Raw genomic sequence first — 16,390 nt, forward strand, 5'->3', positions numbered from 1 at the left:
TTCATCAGCCACAACTCCGTCTATCCAGAAGTTTGCTATAATAAAGCCATGTACAAGTCATTCATTTACGAAAGCTATGGGCTGCCTCATCAGGTATTAACCCTTAAAGAAAGGTGTCAACCAAGTTTACACCCTCAAGAACTCCTTGTAAAAATGCTCTATGCCCCGGTAAATCCTTCGGATTTAATCCCGATGACAGGCGCTTATGCCCATCGGATAAGTTTACCTGCTGTTGCTGGCTATGAAGGAGTTGGGCTAGTAGTCGATGTCGGAAGCTCACTTTCACGAAAGCTTATCGGACAACGCGTTTTACCCTTGGAAGGAGAGGGTACTTGGCAAACTTATGTCAAATGCCCTGCTTCCCATACTTTTGTCATCCCTGAATGCTTAGACTCAATATCTGCCAGCCAACTCTATATTAATCCTCTGACAGCTTGGCTTCTCTGTACAGAAGTACTGAACCTTCATCCTGGGCAAAAACTAGCTGTTAATGCAGCAGGATCTGCTATTGGGCAAGTCTTTGCCCAACTTTCACGCATCTTAGGCTTCGACTTTATCGCTATTACCCGAGATGATAAGAAACACAAACTTTTAAAGGAGCGTGGAGCTCATGAATTACGCACAAACTTAATCAATTTAGAAGTAGATGCTGCTATTGATTGTGTCGGTGGAAAAGCAGGAACTGATTTGGCTGCTTGTGTCCGATCAGGTGGGAGGTTTCAAGCGCTTGGTCTACTTTCAGGTCAACAGGTAGATTGGGCAAAATTAGCCAAACTTCCCATCGACGTCAGCATCTTTCACCTGCGGCATTGGAATACCAAACTCAGTCCTGAAGAGTGGCAAAAAAGTCTGCAAACTTTAGCTAACTTGGTTGTTGATGGACACTTAATCCTCAACCAAGCTGTGGACATTATCCCTTATGACCAACTTATTGAAGCTTTAGAGTATTCACAAAAAAACAAACGCCTGATTTCATTCATACAAAAAACGCACGAGCTTTAACTCGTGCGTTTTTTTATTTTATTCTATTATAAGAATTGAGCCATATGTTCAAGAACTTTTTCTTTACCTAAAAGAGCGATTGTTTCAGGTAATTCTGGACCGTGCATACTACCAGAGGCAGCTATACGGATCGGCATCCAAAGATTTTTCCCTTTAACACCTGTTTCTTTTTGCGTTTCTTTGAAAAGTGGGAAGATGTTTTCGGCAGTGAAATCTTCTAAATTTTCAAGTTTCGCGCGGAAAGCACCCACCGCAACGGGTGAAGTTTCCAAGTCCATCATTTGACGGGCTTCATCTGTGAGTTCTGGGAATTCACCAAAGAAGAGATCTGTTAACTCAAGAATTTCTTCTGCATACTTCATTTGCGGCTTATAAAGTTTAACCAGTTCTTCTGCACGCGCATCAAAACGGCCAGCTTCTTCAAGGAAAGGTTTTGTCAATTCGAAGACAGGTTCAAACTCTGCATGCTTGATGTATTCGTTGTCCATCCATTCCAGTTTCTTTTGGTCAAACGCTGCTGGAGATTTACTCAAACGTTTTTCATCAAAAAGTTTCACAAGTTCTTCTGGGCTGAATTTTTCTTGTTCTCCCCCTGGGTTCCATCCTAAGAGAGCGATAAAGTTGAAGATTGCATCTGCCATGAAACCTTTTTTACGGTAATCTTCGATAAATTGAAGCGTGTTAGTATCACGTTTCGACAACTTTTTACCTGTTTCAGAGTTAATAATTAATGTCATATGGCCAAAGACAGGTGCTTCCCATCCTAAAGCTTCATAAACCATCAACTGTTTCGGTGTATTCGCAATATGATCATCCCCACGAATAACGTGTGAAATTTGCATATCATGATCATCCACTACTACGGCAAAGTTGTAAGTTGGATAACCATCGCGTTTTTGAATAACCCAATCACCACCTATATTCCCACCTTCAAATTCGATATCGCCTTTAACCATATCTGTCCATTTGTAGATGGCTGTTTCATTTACAGAAATACGAACAACTGGTGTAATCCCTGCAGCTTTACGTTCTGCAACATAAGCCTCTTTCTCAGCTTCTGTCATCCCTGCATATTCATTAACATAATGAGGTGCAACACCTGCTGCTTCTTGTGCTTCGTGATCAGCTTCAAGCTCTTCTGGTGTTTTATAAGAATAATAAGCTTTACCTTCATTCAAAAGTTGGTCAATATATTTTTGATAAAGTTCTAAACGTTCTGATTGACGGTAATTTTCATGTGTTTCTGGGCTTTCATCCCAGTCAATCCCCAACCAACGTAGGTTTTCAAGTTGAGAGCGTTCCCCATCTTCTACGTGACGTTCACGGTCTGTATCTTCGATACGAATGATGAAATCTCCATTGTAATGACGCGCAAAAAGATAGTTAAAAAGTGCAGTACGGGCATTACCAATATGTAAAAGCCCTGTGGGTGATGGCGCATAGCGCACACGAATGTTATTAGACATATTTTTCTCCTGTTAGTTTCGGTCCTTTTTATTCTATCATATTATGAGCAATGTTTCTAACAGTGAGTCATTATAAAATCATACTGTAATTAAAGAAACACAAGCTTCATTGACTCGACAAGGAGGACCATGTTAGAATAGAGATATGACTAAAATTACATATGACAAAGCAAAAATCACAGACATTGATGATGTGATGCACATTGAAGAGACTTCTTTCCCGGCGGATGAAGTTCTCTCACGCGCTTCAATGTTAGAACGTATCCAAGTCATTCCTGAGCGCTTTTTTGTCGCTCGAAATGAAGAAGGTAAGGTGGTCGGTATCCTTGTGGGCCCAACTTCTGATAAATGTTACCTGACAGACGATATGTTTGAAAAAACAGAAGCAAGTCTTCCGACTGATCGCTTTCAAATTATCGTCAGCCTTGCTGTCGATAGTGAATACCAAGGACTGGGTATTGCTACAACATTGCTTGATTTGATGAAAGAAGCTGCAGCTGAGGAAAGTCGTCAAGGCATCAGCTTGACTTGTGTAGAAAACCTTATTCCTTACTACGAACGCTATGGTTTCGTTTCTAAAGGAATTTCCGACTCACAACTTGCAGGAGAAACATGGTACAACATGGTTCTACCTCTATGAAAAAACGCTGCTTAAGCAGCGTTTTTTTATTTATTCACTTATGACTTCATCAATATCTGTGTAAACCATATTATAGAAGTCAGCTACAGGTTTACATGTCAATTTACCATGGTCCGCATTTAAACCTTCTTTAAGCCCTGGGTTAGCTCTCAAAGCTTCTTTGTAACCTTTGTTTGCTATAGCTAAACCATTTGCAAGGGTTGCATTATTTAAGGCAGCTGTAGAAGTTACGGGAACAGCACCAGGCATATTACCAACACAGTAATGGATAACACCTTCTTCTTCAAAAACAGGATTGTCATGATAAGTCACATGAGAACTTTGACATGTCCCCCCTTGGTCAATCGCTACATCGACAATAACTGCGCCTTTTTTCATCAAAGGCAGATGTTCACGACGAATAAGTTGAGGTGTTGCTGCACCAGGGATAAGCGCTGCACCAATCACTAAGTCTGCTTTTGAAATAAGATCTTTGACTGTGTGATCTGTACTGTAAACAGTATTTACACGTCCCTCATAAAGTTTATCTAGTTCTGTTAAAGCATCTAAATTTACATCTACAGCAGTAACATTTGCATGCATACCAACAGCCATTGCAACAGCATTACGCCCTACAACCCCGGCACCACCAAGTACAAGAACATTTGCTGGAAGAACGCCAGTCACTCCGCCAAGAAGAACACCCCGTCCACCAAAAGGACGTTCTAAATACTTTGCACCTTCTTGAACAGATAGACGCCCCGCGATTTCTGACATTGGTTTAAGTGCTGGGAGAGCACCATTACGGTCACGTATGGTTTCATAAGCAATAGCGACAATTTTCTTATCTAAAACAGCTTTTGTCAGTGCTTTGTCTGCTGCTAAGTGGAAATAGGTATAAAATATTTGTCCCTCACGCATCAACGAATATTCTGGTTCAAGTGGTTCTTTAACCTTAATAATCATATCTGCTGTTTCATAAATATCTTCGGCAGTTGGTAGGATATTACACCCAACTGCTGTGTAAAGTTCATCAGAATATGATGACCCCTCACCTGCTCCTTTTTGAATATAGACATCATGTCCAGCTGCAACATAAGCTGCAGCGAATTCTGGTGCAAGGCCTACACGATATTCGTGTTTTTTGATCTCTGTTGGAACACCTATTTTCATAAATTTATCCTCCATATAGATATATGTTCGGGGCTTTTCCCCTTTTTATTTAAAACCATAATACGATAAAAGCGAGAATGTAACCGCCTTCATACTTAGAATAACATTTCTAAAGTTTTATTGCAACTATGAACTTATACGTATTTTTATTGTTAATGTAACAAAAAAAAGCAAACTTTTTCAAGTTTGCTTTTTAATTGTCAATCCCAATCGCCTGTCTCAAATTTTACGATATCTCCCGTATAGACATCAATGTAAAACTCATGGGAAAGACCATCTGTTCCACGGTATTCAAGCTCCCAAACACGTGTTCCTGCCTCACGATCAATGCCTGAATGATTACGGAAAGTAGCCTGAATATTTCGTGACTGTAGGTGCCTTTCCGCAATTGCTCGTGCTTCGTCCAGGCCTATCTGCCGACCTTGCTGACCTGCTGCAGGAAGCTGTTCTGGGGCTGCTACTGGTAAATCTTGCGCAGGTGGCGGTGGTTCTTCTTGTACCGGTGGTTGCTCTGCTAAGGGAGGCTCAATGTCAATCACATTCATATCTTCTGCTTGTTGTGGAGGTTGCTGCTGATGCGTGAGTTGTTGGCGCTCTTGTTGTTCCTCAATAAAGTCAAGGGCGATGTACAAACCTCCAAGAGCCAAGATGACCATTCCTGCAATCGAGGCGATGATAATCAAAAGCCTATTTCTGTCCCTCTCCATTTTTTTCTCCTTTCTATATTTTTTATTAGAAAAAAATAAGTTTTTTATTACTTATATTATAACAAAGGACATTTTATAACTAAAAAGATATGCAAACATCAAAATTTTCCATAAATAAAAAGAAGTCCTTGGACTTCATTTAAATTCTATAATCTCAGCTCCATCTCTAAAACTTTCATGGACTAAGGAATGAATCTTAAGTTTGATAATAGCCATATTTGTCGCATTTTCATGTAGTTTAAGCAGATTTGGCTCATGTTTAACAACTTCTTTTGCAGATAATCCTTCTAAAATCTCGGCATCAACCTGATTAGAGGATAAACGCTCCCCTTTTTCCAAGCTGTCAAACCATGTGGTAAAAGAAACCCGAGGTCTGACCTTGATGTTTTGCACCTTACTGGCATGCTTATCAGCAACCATATAAAATACATTTTCTTCATGTACTGATTGGATAAAGCTCATGATTGTCGTTTCTTGCATGCCGTCTTTTGTTTGGCAACTCAAAATGAGGTAACCAGGAAGGCCGGATAATACTTGTCTGACCTTTCCCCCTTGACCTTGCGCACCAACGCTAGTTGCTTTTTTATTGGTTTTCAACACAGTCAACAGGACTAAAGGCAAGGTTAATACTGTATAGGAGACAAGTACAGCCAGAACGAAAGTTAAACTTTTATTTTGTAAAAAATTTGTCGAAACAATACCAGTAAGAACAAGTGCTGCTAGTATGTAGATCAGAAAAAGTTGTAAAAAGCGCTTAAAGTACATATTTCTCCCTATTTTGCATTAACGAGTTCAGCAAAAATCATACGTCCTGCACTTGTTTGCAAGACTTTTGCGACCTCAACCAAAACTTTTTGATCAATCATTTTGGCCGTATCTTCAATGACAATCATCGTACCATCCGGCAAATAAGCCACACCTTGTTGACGTTCAGAACCTTCACGAATAATCGTTACTTCAATCTGTTCTCCAACCACTAGCTGTGTCTTAACAGCATTTGCAAGATCATTAATATTCAAGACAATAACGCCTTGGATTTCCGCGACTTTATTCAAATTAAAGTCGTTTGTAACTAATTTTGCACTGATTTCGCTGGCATAGCGAAGCAGTTTAGTGTCAACCTCACGTATGTCCTTATAGTCTTTGTTTGAAATTTCCACATTGTCAAACTCTTTTAGGGAGTTTACAAGATCTAAGCCTCGACGACCTTTGGCACGTTTCAGTGGGTCAGCACTGTCTGAAATAAGTTGAAGCTCTAGCAATACAAAATTCGGCACGATAACTTTATCACTGATAAATCCTGTTTTTAGAACATCCAAAATACGACCATCAATGACCGAACTTGTATCCAGAATCATAGCATGTTGAACTTGAACCTCTTCTTTTACAAGAGGCTTATCCACTGCAGCGACTTCTTTACGTTTACGAAAAACGATTTTAAAGATTTCATCCCCTCGCTTATCAAAAACAGTATAGCCTAGATACAGCAGACCAATAATAAGCACAAAAGAAATAATGTTACTCAATACTGGAATACCGAGTAAAGAGAGAGGAGTGGTTAAAAGCACACCTACGGTCAGACCCAAAATGGCACCAATAAAATTAAACACCATCTTTGAAAGATTGACTCTCGTGATTTTTTGATCTAGTTTTTTCAAAGCTCGCATCAGCAAATTGGACATAAAGAATGATAAAATAACAAAAATAATTGCTCCAATTAACCCATTTATAATTTCCTGATTAAAAGCATTTCCCTCTTGTCTAAAGAGGTGCCATACCCAAGGGAGAGTTGTGATACCCAAAGAGGCACCCACAATACCCATGAGAACATGAATTATCCAACGACGCATAAGACTTCCTTTCCATACATAGCCTCTATTTTTTTATAACTAAAAAGCTCTGTGTCAATTATATCACACATCATAACAAGATACCTGTTTGTCTCATTACAATTATGACAGAATGACTCACAAAGCCTCTTTTTTTAACCAAATACTTTTTTCAAACATTCAGATAAAGTTGTCACACCAACCACTTTCAAGTTTTCTGGAGTATTTACGCCTGCTAAGCTATTCTTAGGCGCATAAACTTTTTGGAAACCTAATTTACTCGCTTCATTAAGACGTTGCTCCATGCGTGTGACACGACGGATTTCACCAGTTAAGCCAATTTCACCAATAAAGCAGTCGCGTGCATCTGTTGGCTCTTCTTTGTAGCTAGAAGCAATAGCTACTGCAACTGCCAAGTCAATTGCAGGCTCATCCAATTTAACGCCACCTGCTGACTTCAAGTAAGCGTCTTGTTGCTGCAAAAGAAATCCGGCCCGCTTTTCGAGTACTGCCATGATTAAACTCACGCGGTTAAAGTCCAAACCAGAAGTCGTGCGTTTCGCGTTCCCAAACATGGTTGGTGTAGTTAAAGCTTGAATTTCAACTAATATTGGACGAGTACCCTCTAATGCACAAACGATAGCAGAACCAGTAGATCCTTCTAAGCGCTCCTCAAGAAAAACTTCGCTCGGGTTGGTTACTTCCACTAAACCACTGCCCTGCATCTCGAAAATCCCAATTTCATTTGTTGAACCAAAGCGATTTTTGACCGCACGTAAAATTCGGAATGTATTTTGACGTTCTCCCTCAAAATACAAGACGGTATCAACCATATGTTCCAACATACGTGGGCCTGCAAGTTGTCCTTCCTTGGTGACATGACCGACAATAAAGGTTGCAATATTATTGGTTTTGGCCAACTGCATTAGCTCTCCTGTAACCTCGCGCACCTGACTAACCGAACCTTGAGTACTCTGGATTTCAGGCGTCATAATAGTTTGAATCGAGTCCACAATGAGAAAGTCTGGTTGTAACCTTTCCACTTCATTTCGGATACTTTGCATATTGGTTTCGGCATAAAGGTAAAAATCTGTATCAATATCGCCCAAACGCTCGGCACGCAGTTTAATTTGCTGGGCCGACTCCTCACCACTCACATAAAGAACACGTCCCCTTGAAGCAAGTTGCGTAGATACTTGAAGCAGCAGAGTAGATTTACCAATTCCTGGATCACCTCCAATAAGAACAAGACTTCCTGGAACGACACCCCCACCAAGCACTCGATTAAATTCATCTAAGTCAGTCTCGACTCGTGGTGTATCAAAAAGTTCAACCTGATCTAACTTCATCGGTTTAGAGTGCTCGCCTGTCATACTTACTCTCTGATTTTTTACCTCTTGGACTTCTACTTCTTCCACAAAGGAGCCCCAAGCGCCACAATTGGGACAACGTCCGAGTTTTTTTACTGATTTATAACCACATTCTTGACAAAGAAAGGTTGATTTTTTTTTAGCTATTTTTCTGTCCTCATTTCTATTATTCTTATAGACTTTTATTCGTATTTTTGTTAAAATAATTATGGTTTAACTGTAACCCGCTGTAGCTCAGTCGGTGGAGTTGGAAGCACTGCTTCCAATCTGTAGATAGAGATTTGCAAAGCAAATCCTCATCTGTTGCTCTCCGAGTGGGCGAAAACACAAATATAGCCGCTGTAGCTCAGTCGGTAGAGCAACACCATGGTAAGGTGGAGGTCGATGGTTCGATTCCATTCAGTGGCATGACTAAATTTTAGCCTTTTGAGGCTTTTTTATTTTCCCTATTATCTGATTATAACATATCAAAAGACGGAGTTCACTGACTGTTTTCTTTTCTTCTAAAATAATTTTTAAATAATATGTTAGCAAAAAAGCCTCTTCACATAAAAGAGGGCAAAAATTTTTTATAAAAAAGCAAAAAAAAAAAAAAAACATATTGAGTGAACTACCGAAATAAATATTTCGGCAGACAGAGCTAGACTAAGCAGTGCTACTCGACGTTTATACGTCAACTCAAACACAGCGCCATCATCATAACACTCAATAAGTAATCTTATATAATATTTAAATCCGAACTCTCTTAAACAAGCTCGATGATTGCCATAGGGGCAGCATCACCACGACGTGGTTCAACTTTCAAGATACGAGTGTAACCACCGTTACGGCCTTCGTAGCGTTTAGCAATATCGTCGAACAATTTTTGAAGTGCAGTTGGGAAAGTTTCAGTTTCTTCGTTGAAATCTTTAATAGCGATTTCGTTACGAACGTAAGCTGCTGCTTGACGACGAGCGTGCAAGTCACCACGTTTACCAAGAGTGATCATCTTTTCAACTGTTTTACGGATTTCTTTAGCACGAGCTTCAGTTGTAACGATTGTTTCGTTGATGATAAGATCAGTTGTCAAATCACGAAGCATAGCTTTACGTTGTGAAGATGTGCGTCCAAGTTTACGGTAACCCATTTTTTTCCTCCTGTATTATTTTCGTTTTTTGAGCTCCAAGCCCAAGTCAGTCAATTTAACCTTGACTTCTTCTACTGATTTGTGACCGAGGTTTTTGACTTTAATCATGTCAGCTTCACTCATTTCCACAATATCAGCTACGGTATTGATTCCAGCGCGTTTCAAACCATTATAAGCACGAACTGAGAAGTCCATTTCTTCGATAATTTTATCGAGAACACGTTCTGTTTTAACTTCTTCTTTAGCCACGAGAGTTTCAGATTCTGAAGCTGTTTCTGACAAGTCAACAAACAAGTTCAAGTGATCTGTCAAAATCTTCGCAGAGAGAGACAAAGCATCGTCAGCAACGATTGTGCCGTTAGTAGTGATTTCCAAAGTCAATTTATCGTAAGATGCATCACCACCTACACGAGCTGGTTCTACTTGATAGTTAACTTTGCTAACTGGTGTGTAAATTGAGTCCACAGCAATTGTACCGATAGGTGCACCTTCGACTTTGTTTTCGTCAGCAGGAACATATCCGTAACCTTTGTTTACAGTCATCACAGCACGCATAGAATGACCTTCTGCGATAGAGAAAAGATAATGGTCTTTGTTGACAATTTCGATATCACTATCTGTCAAAATGTCACCTGCAGTTACTGTCATAGGTCCAGTAACGTCAAGCTCAATTTGTTTTTCATTTTCAACGTAAGATTTGATCGCAAGTCCTTTAATAGCAAGGATGATTTGGACCACATCTTCACGTACACCAGGGATTGTTGCGAATTCGTGTTGAACACCTTCAATTTGGATTGAAGTAACAGCAGACCCAGGCAATGAAGACAAGAGAACGCGACGCAAAGAATTACCTAAAGTTGTACCATAACCACGTTCAAGTGGCTCTACTACAAACTTACCGTAAAATTCTGTTTCGTCAAATTTAATAATTTTTGGTTTTTCAAACTCAATCATGTATAGTCTCCTCTAAAAGAAAAGTAAAGTGATTTTGCAACTCACTAACGATTATACACGACGACGTTTTGGAGGACGTGCACCATTGTGAGGTACAGGAGTCACATCACTAATAGAAGTTACGTTAAGACCAGCAGCCGCGAGTGCACGGATTGCAGATTCACGACCTGAACCAGGACCTTTAACTGTAACAGATACTGTTTTCAACCCTTGCTCTTGAGCAGCTTTAGCAGCAGCTTCAGATGCCATTTGTGCAGCGAATGGTGTAGATTTTTTAGAACCTTTGAAACCAAGTGAGCCTGCAGATGACCAAGCAAGAGCGTTACCATGAACGTCAGTAATCATAATGATAGTGTTGTTAAAAGTTGATTGAATGTGGGCGATACCAGTTTCAATATTCTTTTTCACACGACGTTTACGAGTAATTTTTGCCATTTTAACTCCTTTCTAGATTATTTTTTCTTACCAGCGATAGCTTTAGCAGGACCCTTACGAGTACGTGCGTTGTTTTTTGTGTTTTGTCCACGTGTAGGAAGTCCACGACGGTGACGCATACCACGGTAGCTACCAATTTCCATTAAGCGTTTGATGTTGAGGTTTACTTCACGACGAAGATCTCCTTCGAGTTTCAAGCCGTCAAGTTCACGACGAATTGCGTCTTCTTGATCAGATGTAAGATCTTTAGTACGTACATCTTCTGAAACACCTGCAGCAGCAAGCACTTTTTTAGCAGTTTGAAGTCCAACACCGTAAACGTATGTCAATGAAATAACGATACGTTTTTCGTTTGGAATATCAACTCCAGCAAAACGAGCCATAATTTAATAGTTCCTTTCTATCCCTGACGTTGTTTATGTTTTGGATTTACAGGGCAAATTACCATAACACGACCGTTACGACGAATTACTTTACAGTATTCGCAGATTGGTTTAACTGATGGTCTTACTTTCATTGTGTCTTCCTTTCTATGGTTACTGTGCTTTCGCACTCAATGAATGTCCAGGTTATTTAAAACGGTAGGTAATGCGTCCACGTGTCAAATCATATGGTGACATTTCCACTTGCACGCGGTCGCCAGGCAGGATACGGATATAATTCTTACGAATTTTTCCAGAAATCGTCGCCAAAACTTTGTGACCATTTTCAAGTTCAACAGTGAACATCGCATTCGGCATAGTATCTACTACTTTACCTTCAATTTCGATAACATCATCTTTTGCCAAGCAAAAGTACCTCCTTAAAAATCCCCGAAAGATACAAGTGTATCTAAAAAGTCGGACTGATATATTATAGCACACTGACTGACAAATAACAAGCCCTCTATTTATTTTTTTCCTTTATTTTTCTTTCTATTTTAATATTAACCGGTTGACATTTAATAGGAGGCGTGTTATCATTAACCAGTAAACGAAAGGAGAGGGATTATGCATACAAATTTAGAAACCCAAATTGATCAATTTTTATCTCAAGTCATGCAATTTGCTGAAAATAAGCACGAAATTCTTCTCGGAAAGTGTCAGAGTGATATTAAATTAACTTCTACTCAAGAACACCTCCTGATGCTCCTGAACGGAGAACCAACAACAAATGCTCGGATGGCAGAAACCCTCTCGGTTTCCCCTGCTGCCATCACCAAAGCTTTAAAAAAGTTACAAGATTTAGAACTTATATCGCCCACCAAAAGTAAGACCGATGAACGTGTTGTTTTATGGAATCTAACAGAAAAAGCACTGCCCATTGCACGTGAACACGCTGCACATCACGAGGCAACACTAGACAGTTATCAGCAACTTACACAGAAATATACAGAAGATGAACAAAAAGTAATCCAAGACTTTCTTCATCAACTTGCTGAAAAATTTAAGTAGTTTAGAAAGTAAATAAAAATTATGCCTTATATTGATGTTCAAAATGTAAGCTTTTATTATGACAACAATCCTGTTTTAGAAGATGTGAGTTACTCCGTTAACCCGGGGGAGTTCGTAACTTTGACCGGAGAAAACGGTGCTGCAAAGTCAACGCTAATCAAAATAACGCTCGGTATTTTAAAACCGAAGTCAGGTAAAATCATCATCGCACGCCACGACACACAAAATCGCCGTTTACGTATCGCCTACGTCCCACAACAAATCTCAAGTTTTAATGCAGGCTTTCCCTCAACTGTTCATGAATTTGTTCGTTCTGGACGCTACCCACGCAAAGGTTGGTTCCGCAAACTTAATGCACATGATGAGGAACACGTGGAAGCTGCGCTTAATGCTGTAGGCATGTGGGATTTTCGCCATAAAAAAATCGGAGAACTTTCCGGTGGACAAAAGCAACGTATCATCATTGCCCGTACGTTCGCTTCTGACCCTGATGTATTTGTTCTGGATGAACCAACTGTCGGCATGGACGATGTAACCACAGAAGCCTTTTACGAGCTCATGGCTCATGCTGCACATGAGCATGGTAAAAGCGTCCTCATGGTTACACACGATCCTGATTCTGTTAAAAAATACATGGACCGAAACATCCATCTCGCTCGAGACAAAAATGGAAAATTTGAATGTTTTGAAGTCCATGGCACTCCTAATGGAAAAATGAAAAAGGAGGTAAAAGCTAATGCTTGAAATCCTCTCTTATGACTTTATGCGTAACGCCTTACTGGCGACAACAGCTATCTCACTCTTTGCACCACTTCTCGGTGTTTTCCTTGTCCTTCGTCGTCAGTCCTTACTCTCTGATACACTCTCGCACGTTTCTCTAGCAGGTGTTGCTTTCGGAGTCCTTTTTAGTTTAAATCCCACATGGACAACTTTAATTGTCGTTATTATTGCTGCTATCTTTATGGAATTTCTCCGGACTGTCTATAAAAATTACCTTGAGCTCGCAACGGCTATTTTAATGTCTGCTGGGCTCGCTTTAGCCATGTTTATTATCAATGTGGCAGGAAGTAAAACCAGCATTAGTATCGACCAATACCTTTTTGGTTCTATTGTAACTATTGCTACCCCACAAGTTGTAATGCTCTACATCATCGCTCTGATTGTTCTTGCTGGCTTTATATTCTTTCTCCGTCCACTTTATGTGATGACTTTTGATGAGGATACAGCCTTAGTAGATGGTCTTCCCGTTCGTGCTATGTCAATGATTTTTAATATTGTAACTGGTTTGGCGATTGCTTTGATGATTCCTGCCTGTGGCGCCCTACTAGTTTCTGCAATTATGGTTTTACCTGCTAGTGTATCTATGCTTATTGGAAAATCCTTTAAGACCGTACTTATTTGGTCAGTTATCATTGGTTTTATTGGTATGAACAGTGGATTAATCATCTCCTATTACTTCAATGCGCCTGCAAGTTCTGCGATTACCTTGATCTTCGTTGCACTTTTTTTAATTGTTTCCTTATTGAAGCGTCTTTTCCGAAGATAAACAAACAAAAAACACTGAAATAATGTTCAGTGTTTTTTTGTTCTATTTTAGCCAAGAACAGCTTGAATATCTTCGGTTACTTTCTCCATAGCTTGTCCGCCATCGATTGATTTAACTAAACCAAGTTCTGTATAGTGTTTCAAGATTGGCGCTGATTCTTTGATATTTACTTCTAGGCGATTTTTAACTGTTTCTGGAACATCATCGGCACGTTGATAAAGGTCATGTCCTCCACATACATCACATGTGCCTTCAACTTTTGTAGGTTTGAAGAGTTTGTGATATGTTGCGCCACATGTACGGCAGATATAACGTCCACTTAAGCGTTCGACCAAGATATCTGGGTTTACTTCGATGTTGATGACTGCATCAAGTTTAATGCCAAGTTCTACCAACATTTTGTCCAAAGCTTCTGCTTGGTCAAATGTACGTGGATAACCATCAAGCAAGAATCCTGAAGCTTTGATGTCATCTTGTGCCAAACGTTCTTTGACGATACCGTTTGTTACTTCATCTGGAACCAATGCTCCTTTGTCGATATAAGATTTAGCAAGTTTGCCCATCTCAGTTTCATTTTTCATCGCTGCACGGAACATATCTCCTGTAGAGATGTGATTCACACCGTAATTTTTAACGATAAATTCTGCCTGTGTACCTTTACCTGCGCCTGGCAAGCCCATGATTAACAAGTTCATTGTTTTCTCCCGTTTTCTTCTTACAAGTTTTACTATAGATGCTGCAACTCTTGCTTATGAGGTTACAGACAACATAATATAAATTATACCTTAATATTTTACCGCATTTCTTACGATAAATAAAGAAAAACCTTGCCGAAGCAAGATTTTTTTAGCCTTCAATCGGATTATCCATAAATCCTTTGTAGTTTTTCTTGTAAAGATAACCTTCAAGCTGTTTAACTGCTTGAATAGCCACCTGAATCAAGATCAGAAGGGAAGTCCCTCCAAGTGCAACTATTTTTGGTAAGCCCCAAATGTTTTGAGCAACGATTGGTAAAATCGAGATAAAACCAAGGAATAAAGCTCCAACTGTTGCTAAACGGATAAGTAAACTTGAAACATATTTCTCCGTTCCTTTACCTGGACGAACTGAAGGGATATATGAACCTTGCTTTTGTAGATTTTCTGCCATCTTTTCTGGATTAACTTGTACAAAAGAGTAAAAGAAAGTAAAGAGGACAATCAGTAAACCATAAAGCAGCATCCCTGTCCATGTGTTATAAGAAAGAGCTTCTTGTAAACTGTTTAACCAACCCACATTGTTACCTTGAGCACGCTGCAAGAACTGCAAAATTGTTGCTGGAGCTGTTGTGATAGAACCTGCAAAGATTACCGGAATAACACCTGCTGGGTTGACACGAAGTGGCAAGTATGAACTTGTAGGTGCACCTTGTGTTAACTTTGTGTATTGAATAGGAACTTTACGCTCTGCTTGTTGTACAAATGTTGTAAAGTAAATAATTAATGCTGAAGAAACAACCAAGATACCGACCATTACCCATGACATTGGAATTTGACTCGGGCGAACATTTACAAACCATTCCGTATAAACTTCATGAATGGCACTTGGTATACCCGAAACGATACCCGCAAAGATGATAACAGAAATACCAGAACCAAATCCTTTTTCATTGATTTGTTCACCCATCCATGTCACAACCATTGATCCTGTTGTCAAAATGACCCCAATCATCAAATAAGTTTGCCAGTTAGGATTTTGTACGATATTTGCCGTGCTCATAGCTTGGAAACCTGCGGTAATACCAATAGATTGAGCCATAGCCAAAACTAAAGTAATATAACGTGTGGCTTGATTAAGCTTACGACGTCCGATTTCCCCTTGTTTTGACCACTCTACAAACTTAGGCAAAATATCCATTTGTAAAAGTTGAACGATAATTGATGCTGTGATGTAAGGTGATACCCCCATAGCAAATAATGAGTAGTTTTGCATGGCATTACCAGACACCAAGTTCATCATGTTCAAGAATGGTAAATCACTCAGGGCATTCAAGTTTTCAACATTGATCCCCGGTACTGTGATATGCGCACCTAATCGAAAGACAAACAGAATAAAGATGGTGAAGATAATCCGTGCTCTTACATCTTTTATTTTGAAAGCTTCCTTTAGAGTTTTGAAAAACATAATTTCCCTCTAAACTTTCTTAAAAATTAACCCTATAAAATAAGCGGTTGAAAATCAACCGCCAATTGAATTATTTTGCTTCAAGAAGTTCTACAGAACCACCAGCAGCTTCAATAGCAGCTTTCGCAGCAGAAGATGCTTTAGCAACATTAACCTTAAGGTTTTTCACTGTCAATTCGCCGTTAGCAAGAACTTTGATACCAGATTTAACATCTTTGATGATTTTGGCAGCTACAAGAGTTTCAGCTGTAACTTCAGCACCATCACCAAGACGGTTTAAAGTGTCAAGGTTTACGATTGCGTATTCTTTACGGTTTACGTTAGTAAATCCGCGTTTTGGAAGACGACGGAACAATTCTGTTTGTCCACCTTCAAAACCAGGACGTACGCCACCACCTGAACGTGATTTTTGACCTTTTTGTCCACGACCAGATGTTTTACCGTTACCAGATGAAGTACCACGACCTACACGGTTGCGAACTTTACGGCTGCCTTCAGCAGCTTTCATTTCATGAAGTTTCATGTTTTCTCCTTATTTTGTACAATGCTGCCGCCTCGCTCCACTCT

The 16,390-nt window shown here is 39.6% G+C and carries 20 protein-coding genes and 1 tRNA gene; 6 read left to right on the top strand and 15 right to left on the bottom strand.

What is annotated here, in order from left to right:
• Positions 1 to 48 precede the first annotated feature (48 nt).
• Positions 49 to 1,002 carry a zinc-dependent alcohol dehydrogenase family protein gene (locus KJS37_RS02475; protein WP_165714265.1) on the top strand — a complete coding sequence of 318 codons (954 nt, stop codon included), beginning with the start codon at positions 49 to 51 and terminating at the stop codon, positions 1,000 to 1,002.
• Between the two features lie 26 nt (positions 1,003 to 1,028).
• Here KJS37_RS02475 and gltX read toward each other — a convergent pair whose 3' ends face one another.
• Complete coding sequence (gene gltX / locus KJS37_RS02480) at positions 1,029 to 2,468, bottom strand: glutamate--tRNA ligase (protein WP_165711796.1); 1,440 nt, start codon at positions 2,466 to 2,468, stop codon at positions 1,029 to 1,031.
• A gap of 145 nt (positions 2,469 to 2,613) precedes the next feature.
• Between gltX and KJS37_RS02485 the strand changes: the two genes are divergently transcribed.
• Complete coding sequence (locus KJS37_RS02485; RefSeq protein ID WP_017368775.1) at positions 2,614 to 3,108, top strand: GNAT family N-acetyltransferase; 495 nt, start codon at positions 2,614 to 2,616, stop codon at positions 3,106 to 3,108.
• Positions 3,109 to 3,138: 30 nt separating this feature from the next.
• On the opposite strand, the gene ald is transcribed toward KJS37_RS02485, so the two are convergent.
• From ald to radA, 5 genes are all read right to left on the bottom strand, one after another.
• On the bottom strand, positions 3,139 to 4,260 hold the full coding sequence (gene ald, locus KJS37_RS02490) for an alanine dehydrogenase (RefSeq protein WP_165711795.1): 1,122 nt from the start codon (positions 4,258 to 4,260) through the stop codon (positions 3,139 to 3,141).
• 200 nt (positions 4,261 to 4,460) lie between these two features.
• Positions 4,461 to 4,967, bottom strand: coding sequence for a PepSY domain-containing protein (locus KJS37_RS02495; protein ID WP_213495777.1), 507 nt, complete (start codon positions 4,965 to 4,967; stop codon positions 4,461 to 4,463).
• 135 nt (positions 4,968 to 5,102) lie between these two features.
• A complete protein-coding gene (locus tag KJS37_RS02500) occupies positions 5,103 to 5,732 on the bottom strand; it encodes a pyridoxamine 5'-phosphate oxidase family protein (RefSeq protein ID WP_213495779.1) in 630 nt (209 codons plus the stop codon).
• Between the two features lie 8 nt (positions 5,733 to 5,740).
• Positions 5,741 to 6,817 (bottom strand): PIN/TRAM domain-containing protein, encoded by a 1,077-nt coding sequence (locus KJS37_RS02505; protein WP_017368771.1) that lies wholly within the window; start codon positions 6,815 to 6,817, stop codon positions 5,741 to 5,743.
• 134 nt (positions 6,818 to 6,951) lie between these two features.
• Positions 6,952 to 8,313: a DNA repair protein RadA gene (gene radA, locus KJS37_RS02510; RefSeq protein WP_035001005.1), complete on the bottom strand. Its 1,362-nt coding sequence runs from the start codon at positions 8,311 to 8,313 to the stop codon at positions 6,952 to 6,954.
• A gap of 188 nt (positions 8,314 to 8,501) precedes the next feature.
• Here radA and KJS37_RS02515 point away from each other — a divergent pair.
• A tRNA-Thr gene (locus KJS37_RS02515) sits at positions 8,502 to 8,574 on the top strand.
• Between the two features lie 337 nt (positions 8,575 to 8,911).
• Here the strand turns inward: KJS37_RS02515 and rplQ are convergent.
• Genes rplQ through infA form a run of 6 tightly spaced genes read right to left on the bottom strand, consistent with a single transcriptional unit; the run spans position 8,912 to position 11,469 of the window.
• A complete protein-coding gene (gene rplQ, locus KJS37_RS02520; RefSeq protein WP_003133776.1) occupies positions 8,912 to 9,292 on the bottom strand; it encodes a 50S ribosomal protein L17 in 381 nt (126 codons plus the stop codon).
• 15 nt (positions 9,293 to 9,307) lie between these two features.
• Positions 9,308 to 10,246: a DNA-directed RNA polymerase subunit alpha gene (locus KJS37_RS02525; RefSeq protein ID WP_003133775.1), complete on the bottom strand. Its 939-nt coding sequence runs from the start codon at positions 10,244 to 10,246 to the stop codon at positions 9,308 to 9,310.
• A 51-nt stretch (positions 10,247 to 10,297) separates the two neighbouring features.
• Positions 10,298 to 10,681: a 30S ribosomal protein S11 gene (gene rpsK / locus KJS37_RS02530; protein WP_003133774.1), complete on the bottom strand. Its 384-nt coding sequence runs from the start codon at positions 10,679 to 10,681 to the stop codon at positions 10,298 to 10,300.
• A gap of 17 nt (positions 10,682 to 10,698) precedes the next feature.
• Positions 10,699 to 11,064 carry a 30S ribosomal protein S13 gene (rpsM, locus tag KJS37_RS02535; protein ID WP_003133773.1) on the bottom strand — a complete coding sequence of 122 codons (366 nt, stop codon included), beginning with the start codon at positions 11,062 to 11,064 and terminating at the stop codon, positions 10,699 to 10,701.
• Between the two features lie 17 nt (positions 11,065 to 11,081).
• Positions 11,082 to 11,198: a 50S ribosomal protein L36 gene (gene rpmJ, locus KJS37_RS02540; protein WP_014024193.1), complete on the bottom strand. Its 117-nt coding sequence runs from the start codon at positions 11,196 to 11,198 to the stop codon at positions 11,082 to 11,084.
• 52 nt (positions 11,199 to 11,250) lie between these two features.
• Positions 11,251 to 11,469 carry a translation initiation factor IF-1 gene (gene infA, locus KJS37_RS02545; RefSeq protein ID WP_003133772.1) on the bottom strand — a complete coding sequence of 73 codons (219 nt, stop codon included), beginning with the start codon at positions 11,467 to 11,469 and terminating at the stop codon, positions 11,251 to 11,253.
• 201 nt (positions 11,470 to 11,670) lie between these two features.
• Between infA and KJS37_RS02550 the strand changes: the two genes are divergently transcribed.
• From KJS37_RS02550 to KJS37_RS02560, 3 genes are read left to right on the top strand one after another with little or no spacing between them, the layout of a single operon-like run.
• A complete protein-coding gene (locus KJS37_RS02550) occupies positions 11,671 to 12,114 on the top strand; it encodes a zinc-dependent MarR family transcriptional regulator (RefSeq protein WP_017368767.1) in 444 nt (147 codons plus the stop codon).
• Positions 12,115 to 12,135: 21 nt separating this feature from the next.
• Entirely contained in the window at positions 12,136 to 12,858 is a 723-nt protein-coding gene (locus tag KJS37_RS02555; RefSeq protein WP_165711790.1) for a metal ABC transporter ATP-binding protein, read from the top strand.
• Positions 12,851 to 13,660 carry a metal ABC transporter permease gene (locus KJS37_RS02560; protein ID WP_165711789.1) on the top strand — a complete coding sequence of 270 codons (810 nt, stop codon included), beginning with the start codon at positions 12,851 to 12,853 and terminating at the stop codon, positions 13,658 to 13,660. Before KJS37_RS02555 ends, KJS37_RS02560 begins: the two co-directional genes overlap by 8 nt.
• Positions 13,661 to 13,707: 47 nt before the next feature.
• On the opposite strand, the gene KJS37_RS02565 is transcribed toward KJS37_RS02560, so the two are convergent.
• The 3 genes from KJS37_RS02565 to rplO all read right to left on the bottom strand — a co-directional run bounded on the left by KJS37_RS02565 (position 13,708) and on the right by rplO (position 16,346).
• Complete coding sequence (locus KJS37_RS02565; RefSeq protein ID WP_003133767.1) at positions 13,708 to 14,355, bottom strand: adenylate kinase; 648 nt, start codon at positions 14,353 to 14,355, stop codon at positions 13,708 to 13,710.
• Positions 14,356 to 14,506: 151 nt separating this feature from the next.
• A complete protein-coding gene (gene secY, locus KJS37_RS02570) occupies positions 14,507 to 15,823 on the bottom strand; it encodes a preprotein translocase subunit SecY (protein ID WP_165714259.1) in 1,317 nt (438 codons plus the stop codon).
• Positions 15,824 to 15,893: 70 nt separating this feature from the next.
• Positions 15,894 to 16,346: a 50S ribosomal protein L15 gene (rplO, locus tag KJS37_RS02575; protein WP_003133763.1), complete on the bottom strand. Its 453-nt coding sequence runs from the start codon at positions 16,344 to 16,346 to the stop codon at positions 15,894 to 15,896.
• Between the last annotated feature and the right edge of the window lie 44 nt (positions 16,347 to 16,390).

The sequence above is a fragment of the Lactococcus formosensis genome (assembly GCF_018403745.1).
Classification (GTDB): domain Bacteria; phylum Bacillota; class Bacilli; order Lactobacillales; family Streptococcaceae; genus Lactococcus; species Lactococcus formosensis.

Coding starts and splice junctions, on each gene's coding strand:
- KJS37_RS02475 (WP_165714265.1), top strand. CDS start 49: ATGTACAAGTCATTCATTTACGAAAGCTATGGGCTGCCTCATCAGGTA.
- gltX (WP_165711796.1), bottom strand. CDS start 2,468: ATGTCTAATAACATTCGTGTGCGCTATGCGCCATCACCCACAGGGCTT.
- KJS37_RS02485 (WP_017368775.1), top strand. CDS start 2,614: ATGACTAAAATTACATATGACAAAGCAAAAATCACAGACATTGATGAT.
- ald (WP_165711795.1), bottom strand. CDS start 4,260: ATGAAAATAGGTGTTCCAACAGAGATCAAAAAACACGAATATCGTGTA.
- KJS37_RS02495 (WP_213495777.1), bottom strand. CDS start 4,967: ATGGAGAGGGACAGAAATAGGCTTTTGATTATCATCGCCTCGATTGCA.
- KJS37_RS02500 (WP_213495779.1), bottom strand. CDS start 5,732: ATGTACTTTAAGCGCTTTTTACAACTTTTTCTGATCTACATACTAGCA.
- KJS37_RS02505 (WP_017368771.1), bottom strand. CDS start 6,817: ATGCGTCGTTGGATAATTCATGTTCTCATGGGTATTGTGGGTGCCTCT.
- rplQ (WP_003133776.1), bottom strand. CDS start 9,292: ATGGGTTACCGTAAACTTGGACGCACATCTTCACAACGTAAAGCTATG.
- KJS37_RS02525 (WP_003133775.1), bottom strand. CDS start 10,246: ATGATTGAGTTTGAAAAACCAAAAATTATTAAATTTGACGAAACAGAA.
- rpsK (WP_003133774.1), bottom strand. CDS start 10,681: ATGGCAAAAATTACTCGTAAACGTCGTGTGAAAAAGAATATTGAAACT.
- rpsM (WP_003133773.1), bottom strand. CDS start 11,064: ATGGCTCGTTTTGCTGGAGTTGATATTCCAAACGAAAAACGTATCGTT.
- rpmJ (WP_014024193.1), bottom strand. CDS start 11,198: ATGAAAGTAAGACCATCAGTTAAACCAATCTGCGAATACTGTAAAGTA.
- KJS37_RS02550 (WP_017368767.1), top strand. CDS start 11,671: ATGCATACAAATTTAGAAACCCAAATTGATCAATTTTTATCTCAAGTC.
- KJS37_RS02555 (WP_165711790.1), top strand. CDS start 12,136: ATGCCTTATATTGATGTTCAAAATGTAAGCTTTTATTATGACAACAAT.
- KJS37_RS02560 (WP_165711789.1), top strand. CDS start 12,851: ATGCTTGAAATCCTCTCTTATGACTTTATGCGTAACGCCTTACTGGCG.
- KJS37_RS02565 (WP_003133767.1), bottom strand. CDS start 14,355: ATGAACTTGTTAATCATGGGCTTGCCAGGCGCAGGTAAAGGTACACAG.
- secY (WP_165714259.1), bottom strand. CDS start 15,823: ATGTTTTTCAAAACTCTAAAGGAAGCTTTCAAAATAAAAGATGTAAGA.
- rplO (WP_003133763.1), bottom strand. CDS start 16,346: ATGAAACTTCATGAAATGAAAGCTGCTGAAGGCAGCCGTAAAGTTCGC.